Source organism: Photorhabdus aballayi (assembly GCF_026153155.1).
GTDB classification, from domain to species: domain Bacteria; phylum Pseudomonadota; class Gammaproteobacteria; order Enterobacterales; family Enterobacteriaceae; genus Photorhabdus; species Photorhabdus luminescens.
The window spans coordinates 38,342-56,730 of sequence record NZ_JAPFCD010000035.1; the positions used below are offsets into that span (position 1 = coordinate 38,342).

At 42.7% G+C, this 18,389-nt stretch carries 18 protein-coding genes and 1 pseudogene; 5 read left to right on the forward strand and 14 right to left on the reverse strand.

Going from position 1 to position 18,389, the window contains the following annotated elements:
- Positions 1-119: 119 nt before the first annotated feature.
- The gene (gene dusB, locus OO184_RS16560; protein WP_265380134.1) at positions 120-1,085 is read left to right on the forward strand and encodes a tRNA dihydrouridine synthase DusB; all 966 of its coding nucleotides are present in this window, start codon (positions 120-122) and stop codon (positions 1,083-1,085) included.
- Positions 1,086-1,110: 25 nt separating this feature from the next.
- Complete coding sequence (gene fis / locus OO184_RS16565) at positions 1,111-1,407, forward strand: DNA-binding transcriptional regulator Fis (protein ID WP_010847912.1); 297 nt, start codon at positions 1,111-1,113, stop codon at positions 1,405-1,407.
- Between the two features lie 135 nt (positions 1,408-1,542).
- Here fis and OO184_RS16570 read toward each other — a convergent pair whose 3' ends face one another.
- Positions 1,543-2,745, reverse strand: coding sequence for a Bcr/CflA family efflux MFS transporter (locus OO184_RS16570; protein WP_265380119.1), 1,203 nt, complete (start codon positions 2,743-2,745; stop codon positions 1,543-1,545).
- Positions 2,746-2,848: 103 nt separating this feature from the next.
- Between OO184_RS16570 and OO184_RS16575 the strand changes: the two genes are divergently transcribed.
- Positions 2,849-3,628, forward strand: a complete 780-nt coding sequence (locus OO184_RS16575; protein ID WP_265380120.1) for an AraC family transcriptional regulator — start codon at positions 2,849-2,851, stop codon at positions 3,626-3,628.
- Positions 3,629-3,956: 328 nt separating this feature from the next.
- Here OO184_RS16575 and OO184_RS16580 read toward each other — a convergent pair whose 3' ends face one another.
- The 7 genes from OO184_RS16580 to OO184_RS16610 all read right to left on the reverse strand — a co-directional run bounded on the left by OO184_RS16580 (position 3,957) and on the right by OO184_RS16610 (position 11,317).
- Positions 3,957-5,216 (reverse strand): insecticidal delta-endotoxin domain-containing protein, encoded by a 1,260-nt coding sequence (locus tag OO184_RS16580; RefSeq protein ID WP_265380121.1) that lies wholly within the window; start codon positions 5,214-5,216, stop codon positions 3,957-3,959.
- A 29-nt stretch (positions 5,217-5,245) separates the two neighbouring features.
- Positions 5,246-5,647, reverse strand: a complete 402-nt coding sequence (locus tag OO184_RS16585) for a hypothetical protein (protein ID WP_088373754.1) — start codon at positions 5,645-5,647, stop codon at positions 5,246-5,248.
- Positions 5,648-6,480: 833 nt separating this feature from the next.
- Entirely contained in the window at positions 6,481-7,182 is a 702-nt protein-coding gene (livF, locus tag OO184_RS16590) for a high-affinity branched-chain amino acid ABC transporter ATP-binding protein LivF (RefSeq protein ID WP_265380122.1), read from the reverse strand.
- A 2-nt stretch (positions 7,183-7,184) separates the two neighbouring features.
- Positions 7,185-7,958, reverse strand: coding sequence for a high-affinity branched-chain amino acid ABC transporter ATP-binding protein LivG (gene livG, locus OO184_RS16595; RefSeq protein ID WP_265380123.1), 774 nt, complete (start codon positions 7,956-7,958; stop codon positions 7,185-7,187).
- Positions 7,955-9,232, reverse strand: a complete 1,278-nt coding sequence (locus tag OO184_RS16600; RefSeq protein ID WP_265380124.1) for a high-affinity branched-chain amino acid ABC transporter permease LivM — start codon at positions 9,230-9,232, stop codon at positions 7,955-7,957. Before OO184_RS16600 ends, livG begins: the two co-directional genes overlap by 4 nt.
- Positions 9,229-10,155, reverse strand: coding sequence for a high-affinity branched-chain amino acid ABC transporter permease LivH (gene livH, locus OO184_RS16605; protein WP_265380125.1), 927 nt, complete (start codon positions 10,153-10,155; stop codon positions 9,229-9,231). The genes OO184_RS16600 and livH overlap by 4 nt, the downstream gene beginning before the upstream one ends.
- Before the next feature lie 49 nt (positions 10,156-10,204).
- The gene (locus OO184_RS16610; protein ID WP_265380126.1) at positions 10,205-11,317 is read right to left on the reverse strand and encodes a branched-chain amino acid ABC transporter substrate-binding protein; all 1,113 of its coding nucleotides are present in this window, start codon (positions 11,315-11,317) and stop codon (positions 10,205-10,207) included.
- A gap of 443 nt (positions 11,318-11,760) precedes the next feature.
- Here OO184_RS16610 and panM point away from each other — a divergent pair, with 443 nt between their 5' ends.
- The gene (panM, locus tag OO184_RS16615; RefSeq protein WP_265380127.1) at positions 11,761-12,159 is read left to right on the forward strand and encodes an aspartate 1-decarboxylase autocleavage activator PanM; all 399 of its coding nucleotides are present in this window, start codon (positions 11,761-11,763) and stop codon (positions 12,157-12,159) included.
- Here panM and OO184_RS16620 read toward each other — a convergent pair.
- Complete coding sequence (locus OO184_RS16620; RefSeq protein WP_265380128.1) at positions 12,147-13,286, reverse strand: glycerate kinase; 1,140 nt, start codon at positions 13,284-13,286, stop codon at positions 12,147-12,149. The genes panM and OO184_RS16620 overlap by 13 nt on opposite strands.
- A 192-nt stretch (positions 13,287-13,478) precedes the next feature.
- On the opposite strand from OO184_RS16620, the gene OO184_RS16625 reads away from it, so the two are divergent.
- The gene (locus tag OO184_RS16625) at positions 13,479-13,862 is read left to right on the forward strand and encodes a DUF2599 domain-containing protein (protein WP_265380129.1); all 384 of its coding nucleotides are present in this window, start codon (positions 13,479-13,481) and stop codon (positions 13,860-13,862) included.
- Positions 13,863-13,972: 110 nt separating this feature from the next.
- On the opposite strand, the pseudogene OO184_RS16630 reads toward OO184_RS16625, so the two are convergent.
- From OO184_RS16630 to ftsY, 5 genes and pseudogenes are all read right to left on the reverse strand, one after another.
- Positions 13,973-14,188 (reverse strand): annotated as a pseudogene (locus OO184_RS16630) (hypothetical protein); the annotation flags it as partial.
- Positions 14,189-14,298: 110 nt separating this feature from the next.
- Positions 14,299-15,156 carry an RNA polymerase sigma factor RpoH gene (gene rpoH, locus OO184_RS16635; protein ID WP_265380130.1) on the reverse strand — a complete coding sequence of 286 codons (858 nt, stop codon included), beginning with the start codon at positions 15,154-15,156 and terminating at the stop codon, positions 14,299-14,301.
- Between the two features lie 445 nt (positions 15,157-15,601).
- Positions 15,602-16,576, reverse strand: a complete 975-nt coding sequence (gene ftsX, locus OO184_RS16640; protein WP_265380131.1) for a permease-like cell division protein FtsX — start codon at positions 16,574-16,576, stop codon at positions 15,602-15,604.
- Positions 16,569-17,234: a cell division ATP-binding protein FtsE gene (gene ftsE / locus OO184_RS16645; RefSeq protein ID WP_265380132.1), complete on the reverse strand. Its 666-nt coding sequence runs from the start codon at positions 17,232-17,234 to the stop codon at positions 16,569-16,571. The genes ftsX and ftsE overlap by 8 nt, the downstream gene beginning before the upstream one ends.
- Positions 17,235-17,240: 6 nt before the next feature.
- The coding region (gene ftsY, locus OO184_RS16650; RefSeq protein WP_265380133.1) for a signal recognition particle-docking protein FtsY at positions 17,241-18,389 on the reverse strand (1,149 nt) is incomplete at its 5' end.

Genomic DNA, 18,389 nt, shown 5'->3' on the forward strand with positions numbered 1-18,389 from the left:
CTGGAAAAAAGTTGTAACAAATGACGATTTGCTCAAAGTTTGGCCTTTCATATTTTGCGAAAAATGCGTAATATACGCGCCCTTGCAGTCACAGTATGGCCACTCTTTCTTCGTCTATTATGCGTATCGGACAATACCAGCTGAAAAACTGTCTTATTGCGGCCCCAATGGCTGGCATAACTGACCGCCCGTTTCGGTCGCTATGTTACACAATGGGTGCAGGTATGACAGTATCGGAAATGCTATCTTCCAACCCACAGGTCTGGAGGACAGACAAATCCCGGCTACGTATGGTTCACAGTGACGAACCGGGAATTCGTTCCGTGCAAATTGCTGGCAGTGATCCCGATGAAATGGCAGCAGCAGCGAAGATTAACGTCGCTAACGGTGCTCAGATCATTGATATCAACATGGGGTGTCCAGCCAAGAAAGTGAATCGTAAGCTAGCAGGTTCGGCTTTACTACGTTACCCAGAATTGGTGGAGAAAATTCTTTCTGCCGTTGTAAACGCAGTAGATGTTCCTGTTACGCTGAAAATCCGCACTGGATGGTCGCCAGAAGAACGAAACTGTGTAAAGATTGCCCAATTGGCCGAGCATTGTGGTATTCAAGCTCTGACGATCCACGGCAGGACTCGTGCCTGCTTATTTAACGGAGAGGCAGAGTACGACAATATTCGGACAGTTAAGCAGACTGTTGCCATTCCGGTTATTGCCAATGGTGACATTACTGACCCGCTTAAGGCCAGAGCAGTGCTTGAATACACCGGGGCTGATGCCCTGATGATAGGCCGCGCTGCTCAGGGAAGACCCTGGATCTTCCGGGAAATCCAGCACTATCTGGCAACAGGGGAATTGCTGTCACCGATGCCGATTGGCGAAGTGCAGCATTTAATGAACGAGCACATACGGGAATTGCACGACTTTTATGGTCCAGGCAAGGGAGCCCGTATCGCACGTAAGCATGTATCCTGGTATCTCCGGGAACATGCTCCTGATGACCAGTTCCGGCGCACATTCAACACCATAGAGGATGCCAGCGAACAGCTGGAGGTGTTGGGGGCATATTTCGAAAATTTTGCGTAATATAAAGAAAAGAGCTGACAGAACTATGTTCGAACAACGCGTAAATTCTGACGTACTAACCGTTGCTACTGTAAATTCACAAGATCAGGTAACTCAAAAACCTTTACGTGATTCAGTTAAACAAGCACTGAAGAACTATTTTGCTCAATTAAACGGTCAAGATGTTAATGATCTGTATGAGCTGGTATTGGCTGAAGTGGAACAGCCATTGTTGGACATGGTGATGCAATACACCCGTGGCAACCAAACACGTGCTGCCCTGATGATGGGCATCAACCGTGGCACACTGCGTAAGAAATTGAAAAAATATGGCATGAACTAATCACTAAAGTTAGTTCATTAAAAAAGGCGCTGTACCTCTTGGTAAAGTGCCTTTTTTGCCAAACCAAAAATATCTACGAACCTGACATGGCAACGTCTACGCTATTTTCGTTCCCAAAAATCCACATTATCTGCATTAAATCTCCCTTTTACCTGATTGATTTACCATAATTCCAAATCCTCTCAATGTCAGGTTATTTTCAGCTCTCATGAATATGAAATAATTGGTTACAGCCAACAATAAGATAAAACAACCACAACATATCAAGACAACACCAAGATGTTGGTTCCAACCTGCTAGCGCCAAACCTCCACCTAATATCAAATAATATAGCAAACCCAATAATGCTCCTGCGGTTCCCAATCTATCCGTATAATCAATCAATGCAGAAGCCAAGATGTTAGGAATTGCAATTCCGTAGGCCACAACAATCAAAATCATAGGCAGAATAAACAACCAGGTATCTTCCAGAACCATTATCAATCCGCCTCCTATCAGGACAATGATAGAAGCAAACAACACTAAGTTTGATGAACTCCATTGTTTGTTCAGCAAGAGTCTATTCAACCACGCGCCAATGCCTACACCCAATGCCAAAAATAATCCCGTGTAGCCAAATATCTCAGGAGAGAATCCTAACCGCTCAAAATTAAATGGAGCCAATTGGTAATAACTGAACAAACATAGATTAAAGAGGGCTATCAACAACGCATTACACCAAATTGCGACATCCTTAAGCATCATCATTAAGGTACCTATTAGCGGTATTGTTACCATTGACGCAGGGCGAGTTTCAGGCAGACAAATAGCAGACCAACCTGATAGTAATACCGCAAGTAAAGACAAGCCGGAAAAGACGCCCTTATACCCCCAGAAGTACACCAAAATAGAACCACTTATCATGCCAACTGCTGGGCTTGCAGCCAAGGCGACTCCCATAATAGAAAATACCCGAGCTAATTCACTTCTCTGGTAAGAGTCTCTCAGCATGGTTTGCGTTCCTACCGAGCCCACTGCGGCCCCAAATGCAGATAACATTCTAGCAGCCAGTAACAACTCAAACTGACGACTTAGTAATGCCATTAACGAAGCGCCGCTATAGAGTAACAATCCACTCAATATAGTTGGCCGTCTGCCTATGAGATCACATAGACGCCCCCAAACAACCACTCCGATAGCAAAAGCGAAAAAATATAAAGATAAAGTTTGAGCGGCTTGCTCGGCACTCACTTTAAATTCCTTTGCGATATTGGTTAATGCCGGGCTATAGATGGTTTCTACAATTTGTGGAAACATCATCAGCGCTGTTGCCAGCGTAAGTCCAAGTTTACGTTGCATTGTATTTTTCTTAATCAATTAAACAATAAAACGTAAATTAGCACGCTCTTAATTGTCGCATTATAATAATAAAGACAATTTATTTATTAAATCGGACATAAATATGGCATGGCTTTCCCGTGATGATAGTTTTGATCCTGATAACCTTGGGGTACCGGTAGTGGGGATTGCTGCTGAACTAGGTCAGCATGACTCAGGATTTCATCAACATGAGATGGGGCAATTATTATTTACCCAGCAAGGATGCATCAATATCACCCTGGCAGATCACTTATGCATACTTCCACCCACTCGGGTTGCCTGGATTCCACCACGAATTATTCATAGAGCAGAGATAAAAGAATCCGTCGGGTATCGCTCGATTTATCTAAATATAAATCAGATCGAATGCTTAGCAGAAAACGTTGAAGTATTGGAAGTTACACCTCTGTTACGTGAAGTATTAGAACGAATAGCACTGTCACCTTTCAATACAGATTGGTTACATAGACCTGCGGCTAACCTATTGGCCGTCTGTCTTGACGAAATCCATCTGGCAAAAAGAGAACCGACATTATTACCGCTCCCTTTCGACCGTCGTTTAGCCAGCATCCCGATGACCACACTGCCACCACCGCTCAAAATACTAGCAATGAATATCGGAGCCAGTGAAAAAACGATTAGTCGGATATTTCGCCGGGAAACCGGTCTCAGTTATCAACAATGGCGACAACAGTGGCGCTTGATTAAGTCTATAGAATTACTGGCAAAACAGGGCAATTTGTCATCTGTCGCCAATGAATTAGAATTTGCCAGTGACAGTGCCTTTGCAATATTTTTCAAGAAAATGACCGGTCGATCACCAAGGGAATATATGTCTGCTTATAAGGAACGTAGTTATTGAAGTAAGTAGTTATTGAAGTAAATAGTTATTGAAGTAAATAGTTATTGAGATAATATACAAAAAATTGCCGACATCAAAAAAACTATTCATCAAAGGATATTCACCATATGAACAGAGACGCCGGCAAGTACATCAAATAAAGAAGATAATCAAATATACCCTATGGATTTCAAGATGCATCGCGACGGCAAGGCAGCGAATCCCCGGGAGCATAGATAACTATGTGACCGGGGTGAGTGAGTGCAGCCAACAAAGAGACAACTTGAAAGATGACGGGTATAAAAGCTAATAACATTCTACATACATAGAATATACTTATTAAAAGCTATTATTTTTCATCATCATTTATCAACTGATAAGATACAGCAATATTCGCTGCCTGACCTGCTAATGGGTTGTAATCACTGGACAAATATATCCCTGAAATATAGTGACTATCACCAACATAAAATTTCCTATATCGAGATGTTCCAGGATCGCCAAACAACAAAAACCGACCATCACTCAAAGTAAAGACGGCTCTATCAACAGCACCATTGCCCCATACTTCCAAACTGGTAATTCGACTACCATTCAGAGAAATAGATGCCGTCTCACCAGATATTGTACCTAATCGATGGCTACTGCCGTCATCAAATACAACTGTCAGCCCTCCTACTCTCGGAGCCCCTCCAATACGCACAATATGCCCCATCAAAGATTCTATCTTTCTTCTCTTCCCTCCATTAAGAGCTGGTTTGAGGGGTGGAGCCATATCTTGCTCTGGAGTCAATGCCTGAATTCTAGCTTTTGCTGTTTGACGGTCAAAGAAAGTAGAATAACTTAAAACATCAACATAGATTCTATTATTTACAGACTCAGATTCACTTAATCTATCCCAAATACTGATATATTCAATCCCATGTAAACGACAGTGACCATGAACAGACATAACATTATTTGCAACAGTGTCAGCAGTCGAGTTATTAAGAGCATCATTAAGTTCTCTATCATAGATACTATTAATATAACTATTAGCCTGTTCTACCGTCTTTTTGATTAATCCTCGAACTTTTTCAATATCAATATCACTAAGCCCAATTTCAGCTCTTCTCTCTAAACCAGTAACCCAATATGTTATCTGCATCATAACCGTAGTAGAAAACATGGGTAATATTTGATAGTTAACATCATTCGAAAAATTATTAAATTTTTTGTGATAACCATCTATATTTTCTGCCAGGTTATTAAAAGCACTCCTCGCTTCGTCAGATCCTGGATGCTTATCAAGAAGATCAGCAACGGTCGCCATCCGCTCTTGTATATAGGCAATATCACCAGCAAGGATACCTTTAATCGTCTTTAATGCAGACTCTTCTATCATCCTCTCAATTTGTTTAACGATTCCTTCCCATATATTTTCTTGCGATTGAGGCCAGAATAAACCGACTAAAAAAGATATCGCGGGACCCACCGAAGGTATAAAAGATATACCTCCTATGATTGCATTTTTTACAATATCAGTAACATCCCACTCTAATGCACTCGTTTTTACCGCATATTCATTAGCCACAATGGTTCTGAGGTTTAAAACATTTTCTGTATGCATAATGAAACCCTTAAATTAAAATAAGATGTTTAAACCAAATTTGCCGTAACATAAGCAACTCTATCCGTATTATTATAGATAACAAATTTACTATAATAAAAAGAGCTGCTAGGCACGTTTAATACCTTATCTTCTCCCAATCCTACATCTATAGAACCAGCCTCAAACCATTCAGAAGTAAAACTATGAGACCAGTAAAATTTAGCCGTAACACTATTTGCCAGCCCTGTATTTACAACTCTCAGAGAGCTTCTGGATTCTGGAATTATTGGGGTGTCTATTCTAAATACTTCCACACTAGCATGAGGTGATATAGTCACATCACTCAAAGGACCAACTGCATTTAAATCTCTATGTGCTGGAACAGGAGAATCAGAATAAACTTCTGCTTTCTGTGTATCTGAATCAACAACAATGGTTATTCTAGACATATTTATTTTCCTCATTAAAATTTAAATAAAATATACTCAACTTACATATAAATATTTTCAAAAAACAGCATTACACTTAATTAAAGATACTCTTTAACCATCATAGAACCACTATTATCTTTGAAATTTAATTCCCCGATATATTACGTGGATTTTACATACCACAATAAATCACCAGAACATTAAGATAGCCATATTATAAGTAAGTCATTAATGAGACATATCTAAAAAAATCACAATAATATAAAAACTATAGCAGAAATATAGTTCGTGTCAATGTTCTACCTCAATGAAACCACTATTATTTAAGAACCATTGAAATTATATAAAATATAAACAATATATACAGAAATATTAAAATGGAAATTATTGTAATTACGTTATTAACCTGGAATTAATAATATATACTGCTATAGCAGTATATAATACTAGTTTTTATTTTCTAACTTCACATTTATATAGTGACTATAATAATTCACAAATTCACTCACAATATTAAAATGACAATTAATAAAACAGTCTATTATCCTGACCATATATTTTCATCATACCCTAATCAATAATATTTTAATCCCCAATAGATTATATCTTTTATAAGATAACGAATGAATATTCTTAAAAGCATTCCCTTTTTGATGAAATAAAATTAACTTAATAATAGAAAAATAAGGGCAGATTTCAAAACATTTGAAACCATACTCGTTGCCCCGACCCCAAATAATAAAAACTTAAAGCATTATTAATGACATCCTCACCTTGGAAAAAACAACCTTCCTAGTACTACGAGGATAATCAACCATCTAAATTCCCTTCCTGTGAAAAAGAATACGTCTCTATCCTCCCAAATACGCATTTCTCACAGCTTCATTAACCAATAATGCAGACCCACTATCTTCCAGTACGATCTTGCCGTTTTCCAGTACATATCCTCGGTCAGCCAGTTTCAATGCCTGATTTGCATTCTGTTCAACCAAAAAGATTGTCATCCCCTCTTCCCTCAATTGTTGAATAGTATCGAAAATCTGAATGATAACTATCGGCGCCAGTCCCAATGAAGGCTCATCCAACAACAATAACTGCGGCTGGCTCATTAAAGCGCGACCAATTGCCAACATTTGCTGTTCACCGCCGGACATCGTTCCAGCCCGCTGGTTACGCCTTTCTTGTAGGCGCGGAAATAAACCATAAACCCGTTCAATACGCTGCTGATACTGAGTTTTATCAGCAAAAAAACCGCCCATTGCCAAATTCTCTTCCACTGTCATACGAGCAAACACTCTGCGCCCTTCAGGAACAATAGCAATATCCTCACGCATAATACGTGCTGTCGACCATTGAGTGATATCTTTGCCACGAAAAACAATGGAACCTTCAGTTGCTCTGGGTTCACTACATAACGTACTGAGTAATGTTGTTTTTCCTGCGCCATTTGCACCAATCAGAGTGACGATTTCTCCCTGCTGAATATTCAGGCTGACCTGATGCAATACCTGAACTTCTCCATAATGGGCAGATACCCGCTTAAATTCCAACATAATTAATACACCTCGCCCAGATATGCCCGGATAACATCCGGGTTGTTACGAATCTCTTCTGGCCGTCCTTGCGCTAAAGACATTCCCTGATTAACAACATAGATACGATCTGAAATTCCCATCACCAATTTCATATCATGCTCAATTAACAGTACAGAAACTTGATGATGTTCCCTCAGTTCAGCAATTAAAGCATTAAGCTCTGCTGTCTCTTTCGGATTCAACCCCGCAGCAGGCTCATCCAGCATCAAAATTTCCGGACGAGCTGCCATACAGCGGGCAATCTCCAAACGCCGTTGCTGGCCGTATGCCAGATTACCTGCCTGTCTGTTTGCCATTGGTAATAAACCAATCCGTTCTAACCAAGTGATGGCGCAATCTATCGCCTTAGATTCTGCCCGGCGGAATGCCGGCGTTTTCAAAAGGCCGGCAAAAAGGCCCCTTTTCAGATGCTGATGTTGCGCCACTAATAGATTTTCAATCACCGTCATCTCTCGGAACAATCGCACATGCTGGAATGTTCTAATAACACCCATACGCGCAATAGCCTGCCCAGATAACCCTTCCAGATGTTTCTCCCGCAACTTTATAGTACCGCTATTCGGACAGTAAAATCCGGTCAAGCAATTAAAGATCGTGGTCTTCCCTGCACCATTAGGCCCAATAAGAGAAACAATTTCACCTTGATTTAGCCTCAAGGCTACGTTATTAACCGCCAGCAAGCCGCCGAAACGCATGGTCAGATCGGAAACTTGCAATAATGGTGTCGCACTCATGCTTGCTTTCCCTCCTGTACCTGTCGTTCCAATTTGATATGACGGCGTTTTGTCGGTAGCAATCCTTGCGGGCGCCAAACCATCATCAATACCATCATTGCCCCTAGCAACAACATACTGTAGGCATTCAGATCACGCATCATCTCACGGGAAACCACCAACAAAATGGCCGCTAGAATCACCGCCGTCTGCGATCCCATCCCTCCAAGCACCACAATCGCCAGCACAAAAGCAGATTCAGCAAAAGTGAAGGACTCTGGGCTGACGAAACCCTGCCGGGCAGCAAATAAAGTACCAGCAAAACCGGCAAATGCAGCACTGATAGTAAACGCCGCCAGTTTAATTCGGGTTGGACTTAAACCAAGAGAACGGCAAGCAATCTCATCTTCACGCAGAGCTTCCCATGCACGACCTAATGGCATACGTAGTAGTCGATTAATAATAAATACTGTCAGCATTACCAACAGTAACACCACCAGATAGAGGAAAATGACCCGATCGCTTGGATCGTATTTCAAACCAAAGAAGTTGTGGAAAGTATCCCAACCTCCCTCTTTCACACTGCGGTTAAATTCCAGCCCGAAGAAAGTCGGTTTTGGGATCTGGCTGATGCCATTCGGACCACCAGTTATTTCAGTATTATTCAACAGCAGAATGCGAACAATTTCACCAAAACCAAGCGTAACAATTGCCAGATAGTCACCTCGCAATCGCAATACCGGAAAGCCGAGTAAAAGCCCCGATAAAGCCGCTGTTAACCCCGCCAATGGCAAACTCTGCCAAAATCCTAGTCCGTAATAGTGACTTAGCAAAGCGTAGGTATAAGCACCGATAGCATAAAAACCTGCATACCCGAGTACTAACAACCCCGACAAACCAACCATCACATTCAAACCCAACCCTAGCATGACATAAATTAACGTCAGCGTAGCAATATCAACACTACCACGGGAGACAATAAACGGCCAGACAATTGCAGCAATAATGACCAATATTGCCAGTAACTTTTGTCCTTTGGTTGAACCATTGAAATCCGACAACGACCAGCTTTTAATCGGTACTTTCTTCATTGTCTGCTGAACAACCGGACGCAATAGTTGGAACAGAAAAACAACCGCACAGCCAATGCCGATCCATAACCATCGCACTTCATCGGCACGGTGGACGACCAACTTCGGACCGTCCAGCGACAACTGCATCCCCATCATAAAGGCAGACAACACAAATAAAACGACTGAAGCAATAATGGCATTCACCCAATGAGCATGTTTCATATCTTTTCTACCTCTGGACGGCCTAAAATCCCAGTCGGCATAAACAACAACACAACAATAAGTAGAGCAAAAGAAACGGCATCTTTATATTCAGTGCTCAAATAAGCGGAAGTTAGGGCTTCAGAAATGCCCAAGATCAAGCCACCAATCATCGCCCCCGGGATACTGCCAATTCCTCCCAATACGGCGGCGGTGAAAGCTTTCATTCCTGCCATAAAACCGATATACGGATTTATCACACTATAGAACTGCCCCAACAAAACACCCGCTACCGCGGCCATGACTGCACCGATAACAAAGGTTAAGGAAATCACTCGGTTAGTATTGATCCCCAACAAACCGGCCATTTTCAGATCTTCCGCACAAGCACGGCAGGCACGTCCCATACGGGAATAGCGGATAAATATTGTCAATATCAGCATGGCAAGAAATGTCACTATCCAGATGGTCAGTTGCATTGCGCTAAGACTGGCAGAAAATCCATCACTTTCGCCTAACACCCACTGTCCGGTAATCAAGCTTGGCAATGCCAGATCGCGAGAACTTTGTGACAGACTGACATAATTTTGCAAGAAAATAGACATCCCAATCGCCGAAATCAGGGCAATCAGACGTTTAGAATGACGAACTGGTCTGTAAGCCACTCGCTCAATGCTCCAACCATAAGCAGCGGCAATGACAATTGATGTTAAAAAAGCAGCCGTAATCAGCAACCAGCCCAAATCAATTCCCATCATCATTAGAGCCGCAATGACAATAAAAGAGACATAGCTACCAATCATGTAAACTTCACCATGAGCGAAGTTAATCATCCCGATAATGCCGTAAACCATCGTATAACCAATGGCAATCAAGGCATAAGTACTGCCCAGAGTCACTCCGTTTAACATCTGTTGTAGAAAATAGAGAAATTGCTCTGACATACGTTGTACCTCTGGAATAGCAGCTCCTGATCAACAGGAGCTGACGACTTTACTTCACAGAAGTAGAAGAACCATCTGCATGCCATTCAAAAATACCGAATTCGAACCCTTTCAGATCGCCAGCTTTATTCCAGCTCAGTGTTCCCATTACGGTATCCACTGGATTCGCTTTCAAGTCTTTCACCAAATCAATCGGTTCCATGCTACCGGTACGATTCATTGCCGTAGCCAGAGATTGCAGAGCAGCATAGGTGGTCCAGACGAACGGACCTGTTGGATCGCTTTTCTTACCTTTGATCGCCTCAACAATAGCTTTGTTCACCGGCACCTGATCGTAACGCTTAGGTAGTGTGACTAACATGCCCTCAGAAGCGGCTCCGGCGATATTGGATAGCGAGGAATTACCCACACCTTCTGGTCCCATAAAGCGAATATTCAGGCCAGCCTGCTTAGCCTGACGCAGAATTTGCCCCATTTCAGGGTAGTAGCCGCCAAAATAGACAAAATCCACATTTTCTTTTTTCAGGCGGGCAACCAAAGCCGAAAAATCTTTATCGCCAGCAGTAACGCCTTCAAACAAGACAATATTGACTCCCGCTTTTTTCAATTTATCGAGAACAGATCGAGCCAACCCTTCACCGTATTGCTGTTTATCATGAACAATAGCTATACGCTGAGGTTTAATCTTGTCAGCAATATATTTCGCTGCCGTTGGTCCCTGATCAGAATCCAACCCGGTAGTACGCAGAATCATCTGGTAGCCACGAGTCGTCAAATCGGCATTGGTTGCCGCCGGAGTAATCATAATGACACCTTCATCTTCGTAGATGTCAGATGCCGGTTGAGTAGACGAAGAGCACAAGTGGCCGATAACATAGCGAATGTTGTCATTAATCACTTTATTAGCGACGGCCACAGCCTGTTTCGGGTCACAGGCATCATCATATTCAACGCCCACCAGCTTATTACCATTAATACCACCGTTAGCATTGATATCTGCAATTGCCTGACGGGCGCCAGTAAATTCCATATCACCATATTGAGCAACCGGACCAGACATTGCCCCTACAATCGCCACTTTGATCTCTTGTGCCGACAGTGAGTGACTCATCATCATAGCAATACAGCCTGCTAATAGTGTCTTACCTGTTATGATTTTCATTTTATTTATCCCCGTGTTGTTATTGGTCTAATTTATTGTGCTTACCTTTAAGATCACCCATTATCTGACAGGAAATCATGATCTTTTGTGATTACTGGTTAGATAAAGTGATTTTTATTAATAAGATTTTATTTTTCATATTATTAAAATAGCATTTCATGCTTAAAATCAAATTAACAAGGTAGATAAAAGCATTAATTACAGAATAAAATACGGCAAAAATTGATTGGATTTTAGACAAAACATAGTGTGATATTCTGGTTAAATATTAGTAAAGCAATCTTTAGCTCGAAATATCGACTATGTTAAAAACATTTTTTCGGTAACGTAAAAAAGCGGTTACACAACACACTGTCTATCTATACCCTATTGATTTCAAGATGCATCGCGGCGGCAACTTGAAAGATAACGGGTATATTCATTTAAACTGATATGGAAAAGCCATGAAGCTAACTATTGAACAACTTACTGTTTTATCAACACAAGATATGATTGATCTAAAGAAAATCTGGCCTCAACAGGCACCTGAGCAATGGCAAATTTGGTTAAAAAATGGAAATAAACTATTTGCTGCTCGTTTTAATGATAGATTACTTGCCGCAGTAAAAATGACTCTTAATGATCAATCCGGCCTGCTTAAAGATTTATGTGTCCGTGAAATAACACGCCGCCGGGGAGTGGGTTTATATTTGATAAACGAAATAAAAGCTCAACATCCCACAGTTAACCAGTGGAAATTAAGCCTTGAAGGGTTCTCAGATGCTGACGAGCCAGCATTAAAAGGTTTCATGAACGCCTGTAGTTTTTACTACGATGCCAAGTCAAATTCTTATTCTAGCTGACCCATCTTCCAGACCGCAGCCACATTGCGGGCAGTCACCCTCAAATTCTCATGCCCGCAAGCAAGCGCGTCAGAAAGAGAACAAACGCCGGGCATAATTGAGAAAACGGCATCCAATCCGTGCTGATGAACAACACCATAGTCCCGACTCATACCGCCAACCAACGCAATAGTCGAAATAGCATGTTTTTTGGCCATACGAGCAACGCCGATTGGCGTTTTACCATAAATAGTCTGGCTGTCCATCCGTCCTTCACCAGTAATAACCAGATCAGCGTCTTGTACTGCCTTTTCCAATTCCAGCGTGGAGATAACAATATCAATTCCCGGTTGCAATTTAGCGGCTAACCAACCAAGTAAAGGAACACCCACTCCCCCTGCTGCTCCGGCACCAGGTACGTCAATGACCTTAATGCCGGTCAGTAATTCAATTTTTTCACCATAATGGCGTAGAGCCGCATCTAACTCTTTCACCATCTCTGGTGTCGCTCCTTTCTGTGGCCCGAAAATAGCAGATGCGCCAAACTCACCACATAACGGGTTAGTTACATCACAGGCGACGATAATTTCGGTTCGATTCAAACACGCGTTCAAACCGGAAAGATCAATTTTAGCCAGCCGACTTAGCGCAGCCCCGCCAGACTCCAACTCTTTACCATCAGAATCAAGTAAACAACCCCCCAACGCCTGCATCATACCGGCACCGCCATCATTAGTCGCGCTACCGCCAATACCTAAAATTATCTTGCTGACACCTTGATCTAAAGCAGCCAACATCAGCTCACCGGTACCATAAGTCGTAGTTATCAGCGGATTACGCTTTTCCATCGGCACCAGATGTAAGCCAGAAGCCGCCGCCATTTCAATAACCGCGGTTTCTCCATCACCTAGCACACCGAAAAAACTATCTACCGGCTGATTTAATGGATCGGTGACTGACAGACGTACAATTTTTCCACCGGTGGCTGCCACCATCGATTCAACTGTACCTTCCCCTCCATCTGCCATCGGCAATTTAATGTATTCAGCTTGTGGATAGATTTCACGAAATCCTTGTTCTATCGCTTCAGCGACTTGTAAGGCGCTGAGGCTTTCTTTAAATGAATCAGGCGCAATAACAATTTTCATAGATCCTCCGCAAGGAAATCCTCGACTTTAAAGGGTGTCGCAAAAAGCCAACATTGAAAATAAACCCACAGTGATTCACATTGTTTTATGTGCAACATTTAATGTACACATAGTAAAAAAATATTTTTCAGTATCATAATCATAACTGGGTAAGCACATTGGCCACAATTTATGGGCAGTTTAGGAGGTGATATGAAAAGGATAGGGTTTGTATTGTTGGTGTTATTCTTCGGCATGGCTGTTTTCCCTGCGAGCGCTAACAATGGGCACAGTAACTGCCGCCACGGGCCGTATATTGAATCGGGCAAGTGGATAAAGCGCTTTGGCAAGATGACATTGGCGGTTGTGCCAACCAAATGTGGTCGCAATCTTCACTTCGGTAAAACCAATGAGGCATTCAACGAACTGAAGCGTAAGTTCGGGAACAGCCCACACTGGTACAATACGAAAGGTATGCGTAATCAGTTCGATTGCCACGTGGATATTGCCCGTAACAAAGATAAATGGAATCTCGATCCTTACCGTAAACATGTGGGATATAGCGCAACGAAAAAAGCTGGCTGCAATCCACAATAATCAATAATATTGTAAAAAAGGAGCTAGCTGATTCAGCTCCTTTGCTTTTTTAGTGATGCTTCCAATTTAGTAGAACATATGCTGTTCAATGAAAGCGCTGATGACTTTTTCAAGCTGGTCATCGGCCAACGTCCGGTAATTTCGCGCTTCAAGTGGGCCAGATTCATTGGTTCTTGTTGGAGGTCGAGTGGTGTGATGGAAATCCGGTTTGTATCGAAATCTAGCGGGAGATCTTCATCGGGGTTACGATAACGGTCAGCATCCACCACCCAGATTTCCTTACAACGTAAGCGTTTTCGTAACGCCTGCAAGACACATATTTCATAGAATTAACTGAGTGAGTGACAACAGTGAAAAATGAAACAAAAAAGGCGATAAACCATTATCGCCCTTTTAATTTATTAATTATGATTGCGTTAACGCAAAATCACTCTATTTATGCCTCAATTGCCACACGCAATTTTTTCATGGCATTTTTTTCAAGCTGACGTACCCGCTCCGCAGAAACACCGTACTTATCCGCCAACTCTTGCAAGGTAGACTTATTATCATCATCTAACCAGCGGCAACGAATAATATCCTGACTGCGCTCGTCTAAACTTTCTATCGCTACCGATAATTTATCAGCCGCATGGTTTTCCCAATTGTCCTCTTCAATGCCATCTGCAAAATCAGAAGCTTTATCTTGAAGATACAGCACTGGCGCAACCGGTTGACCTTCCTGACTATCATCATCGGCAGACATATCAAACGCCATATCCTGCGCTGACATACGAGATTCCATCTCACGCACATCTTTACTGGTCACACCAAGTTCTTTGGCGACCATTTCTACTTCGTCCTGATTGAACCACCCTAAGCGCTGTTTAGTTTTACGCAGATTGAAGAACAGCTTACGCTGTGCTTTAGTTGTTGCAACTTTAACAATACGCCAATTACGCAGTACATATTCATGGATTTCAGCTTTAATCCAGTGAACGGCAAAAGAAACCAGACGCACCCCAACTTCCGGGTTAAAACGACGTACTGCTTTCATCAGGCCAATATTCCCTTCCTGAATTAAATCCGCCTGAGGCAGCCCATAACCAGCATAGCTACGAGCGACATGAACAACGAAGCGCAGATGAGACAGAATCAGCTTCTTAGCTGCATCCAGATCCCCCTGGTAATGCAGCCTTTCAGCCAGTTCCCTCTCTTCCTCTGCTGTCAGCATCGGATAGGTATTAGAGGCACGGATATAGCCCTCTAGACTTCCTTGAGGAACTAACGCTAAGGTTTGCATTTCTTTGGCCATTCAAATCCTCTCAAATAAGGCTCAAATCGTTAGTATGGATTAGATTACATCAGTGTATATGAACACACAGCGGTACAGTCTATCACCAGAATGTGTATATTCAAGTTACAGATCCGTGGAAGAGTAATAATTTCAGCACCGACCATCCCTACAAAGGGATCACAGGACAAAAAATAACAGATAGTTTTATATTTATGCAACTAACTTTATTTGTACTATCCACGACAAATATTAATTCCATTTCACAAAATGTGTCCGCCAGGTTCACCGGAAGAGTACAAATTAGGTAATGAATTCAAGCACCTTATTCAATTAATTCTACACAGAAGAAAATCGTGATTTTGGATTTAAGTCAATGAATAGAAATTCTTACCCTAGAAAAAAAAGGAGATGGTTATTGCGTTGTCAGGCTGATCTCGCTCAGCCTGTTGAAAAGATTACCGTTTTATTCTGGCGTAAAATGGCGCAAATGCTGAGTTGTCGCCAACCAAGCAGCAACCCAACCAATCATCGCAGAGAGCAGAACTAGCAGCAGGGACTCATCCCATGAAAGCCCATGTAAATTAAATGTCGTGCCAAACACGCTGGCAACCTGTGTGACAACATCAGAAAGTTTCCATACCAACAATGCGGATAAAATTAACGATAAAATTGCCCCCAAAGCCCCTAACAAAGCACCACCATTGAGGAACGGACGCAAAATAAAGCCATCCGTTGCACCAATAAGCTTCATCACGTTAATCGTATCACGATGACTGAAAATACTGAGACGCACACTATTACCAATGACTAAAAACAGTGCAACGATCATCAGAATACCGATCACTGTCGCAATCTGACCGATAAGACCAGTCAGCGCCGCCAGACGGGCAAACCAGCTATCATCCATCCGAACTTCTTCAATACCTTTAACCTGAGAAACTCTATCGCGCAGTGTGGTTAGCGTCTGTGAACTCTGAAAATCAATTTTCGGTGTGATAATCGCCACCGCGGGCAACGGATTCTCTTCCAACATATCCAGCGCGCTACCAAAACCAGACCAGGCGCGGAATTCTGTCATTGCTTCCTGACGTGAGAGATAGTTGACATTATCCACACCATCAAGTGCTTTCAGCTCACTTATTAATTTCTGAACACTGCTATCATCCAGTGATTTATCGAGATATACCGTCAGTTGAGGAGTGGGATACCACTTTTCCGCAGCCTGACTGACATTCTTCCACACAATGTAACAAACACTTGGTAATGTCAGGGAGATCGCAATCACCATCACGGTCAACAACGTCGCCAAAGGCTGACGTGACATATCTGTCAACGTATTCATCCAAGCATAGCGCCACTGCTCACGCCATCCTCCTTGTAAAACTTTACTTTTCGATCTTGTTACTTTCCCCGCTGCCTTACGCACATTTTTAACCATGATGCTCTCCCACCATACGGCCCTGGCTCAGAGTCAGAAGACGATATTTCCGTCTTTCAATCAGTGCCATATCATGGGTTGCCATCAGCACTGTCACCCCTACCCGATTAAATTCTTCAAACAGTCGTAAAATACCCTCAGACAACTCACCATCCAGATTACCGGTAGGTTCATCCGCCAATAAAACAGTCGGCTTATTCACAACCGCACGAGCAATGCCAACACGTTGTTGTTCACCGCCCGAAAGCTGAATTGGGAAATTTTTCGCTTTGTCCAGCAGACCAACCTTATCCAGAGCAGCAGAAACCCGACGACGGATATCTTCAAAACTGGCGCCTGAAATAATCAGCGGCATTGCCACATTATCGTACACCGTCCGATCCAGCAGCAGATGATGATCCTGGAAAATCATACCAATCTGACGACGTAGAAAAGGTACCTCACGGCTTTTTAACCGACTGATATCATGACCGGCAAACCAGATATGTCCGGCGCTAGGCCGCTCAATGCCACAGATGAGTTTCAGCAAGGTACTTTTACCTGCCCCTGAGTGACCGATTAGAAATGCCATTTCCGCAGGGCGCAAATGAAAATCCACCCCTTGCAGGGCTTGCCGTCCCCCCAGATAAGCTTTACTGACCTGTTCAAAGCGAATCATAGGTAATTAATCCTCTCGGGCAAAAAGCGCCTCTATAAAGTCGTCTGCCTTAAATGGCCGTAGATCTTCAATTCTTTCACCAACCCCAATATAACGAATAGGAATTTCAAACTGATCAGCAATGGCGAAAATTACCCCGCCTTTGGCGGTACCATCCAATTTTGTCAATGAGATACCTGTCAATCCAACAGCTTCATGGAACAGTTTAGCCTGACTTATCGCATTCTGACCGGTACTCGCATCCAATGTCAGCATAATTTCATGTGGAGCATTTTCATCCAGTTTTTTCATCACCCGGACAATCTTCTTCAATTCTTCCATCAGATGAGATTTATTTTGCAAACGACCAGCGGTATCTGCAATGAGTACATCTACACCTTTAGCTTTAGCTGACTGAATAGCGTCGAAAATCACGGAAGCGGGATCAGCGCCAGTATGTTGCGCTACCACCGGAATATGATTGCGTTCCCCCCACACCTGTAGCTGTTCAACGGCGGCTGCCCGGAAAGTATCTCCAGCGGCCAGCATGACAGATTTACCTTGTGCCTGAAATTGACGAGCCAATTTACCAATTGTGGTGGTTTTTCCCACACCATTAACACCAACCATCAGAATGACGTACGGTGTTTTTCCTTCAATGTCCAAGGGCTTATTCACTTTAGCCAGAATCCCAGACATCTCTTCTTTTAGTTTGGCATACAACGCTTCCGCATCTTTTAGCTCTTTACGGCTGGCATGCTCTGTCAAACTGCTAATGATTTTACGGGTAGTATCGACACCAACATCGGCAATCAATAACTGTTCTTCCAATTCATCAAACAGATCATCATCGATCTTTTTACCACTGAATAGGCTGAGAAAACCGGACCCTAAATTCTGACGAGTTTTAACCAAACTGCGTTTCAAACGAGAGAAAAAGCCTTCTTTAGTCGGGCGCTCTTGCTCTTTTAATATAACTGGCTTTGGCTGTTCAGTTTGTGCCTGCTCCGCCGCTAATCTTGCAGCTTCCTCTGCAAGGCGTTGCTGTTCCGCCTGCTCCGCCGCCAATCTTGTAGCTTCCTCTGCAACACGCTGTTGTTCTGCCTGTTCTGCCGCTAATCTTGCAGCTTCCTCTGCAAGGCGTTTCTGTTCCGCCTGCTCCGCCGCTAATCTTGC

Bases quoted from the DNA above. Each gene is read 5' to 3' on its own strand.
- ftsX (WP_265380131.1), bottom strand. From the start codon at position 16,576: ATGGTTAAAAATGTGCGTAAGGCAGCGGGGAAAGTAACAAGATCGAAA.
- fis (WP_010847912.1), top strand. From the start codon at position 1,111: ATGTTCGAACAACGCGTAAATTCTGACGTACTAACCGTTGCTACTGTA.
- OO184_RS16585 (WP_088373754.1), bottom strand. From the start codon at position 5,647: ATGTCTAGAATAACCATTGTTGTTGATTCAGATACACAGAAAGCAGAA.
- OO184_RS16575 (WP_265380120.1), top strand. From the start codon at position 2,849: ATGGCATGGCTTTCCCGTGATGATAGTTTTGATCCTGATAACCTTGGG.
- livG (WP_265380123.1), bottom strand. From the start codon at position 7,958: ATGAGTGCGACACCATTATTGCAAGTTTCCGATCTGACCATGCGTTTC.
- OO184_RS16625 (WP_265380129.1), top strand. From the start codon at position 13,479: ATGAAAAGGATAGGGTTTGTATTGTTGGTGTTATTCTTCGGCATGGCT.
- ftsE (WP_265380132.1), bottom strand. From the start codon at position 17,234: ATGATTCGCTTTGAACAGGTCAGTAAAGCTTATCTGGGGGGACGGCAA.
- livH (WP_265380125.1), bottom strand. From the start codon at position 10,155: ATGTCAGAGCAATTTCTCTATTTTCTACAACAGATGTTAAACGGAGTG.
- livF (WP_265380122.1), bottom strand. From the start codon at position 7,182: ATGTTGGAATTTAAGCGGGTATCTGCCCATTATGGAGAAGTTCAGGTA.
- OO184_RS16580 (WP_265380121.1), bottom strand. From the start codon at position 5,216: ATGCATACAGAAAATGTTTTAAACCTCAGAACCATTGTGGCTAATGAA.
- dusB (WP_265380134.1), top strand. From the start codon at position 120: ATGCGTATCGGACAATACCAGCTGAAAAACTGTCTTATTGCGGCCCCA.
- OO184_RS16620 (WP_265380128.1), bottom strand. From the start codon at position 13,286: ATGAAAATTGTTATTGCGCCTGATTCATTTAAAGAAAGCCTCAGCGCC.
- rpoH (WP_265380130.1), bottom strand. From the start codon at position 15,156: ATGGCCAAAGAAATGCAAACCTTAGCGTTAGTTCCTCAAGGAAGTCTA.
- OO184_RS16600 (WP_265380124.1), bottom strand. From the start codon at position 9,232: ATGAAACATGCTCATTGGGTGAATGCCATTATTGCTTCAGTCGTTTTA.
- panM (WP_265380127.1), top strand. From the start codon at position 11,761: ATGAAGCTAACTATTGAACAACTTACTGTTTTATCAACACAAGATATG.
- OO184_RS16570 (WP_265380119.1), bottom strand. From the start codon at position 2,745: ATGCAACGTAAACTTGGACTTACGCTGGCAACAGCGCTGATGATGTTT.
- OO184_RS16610 (WP_265380126.1), bottom strand. From the start codon at position 11,317: ATGAAAATCATAACAGGTAAGACACTATTAGCAGGCTGTATTGCTATG.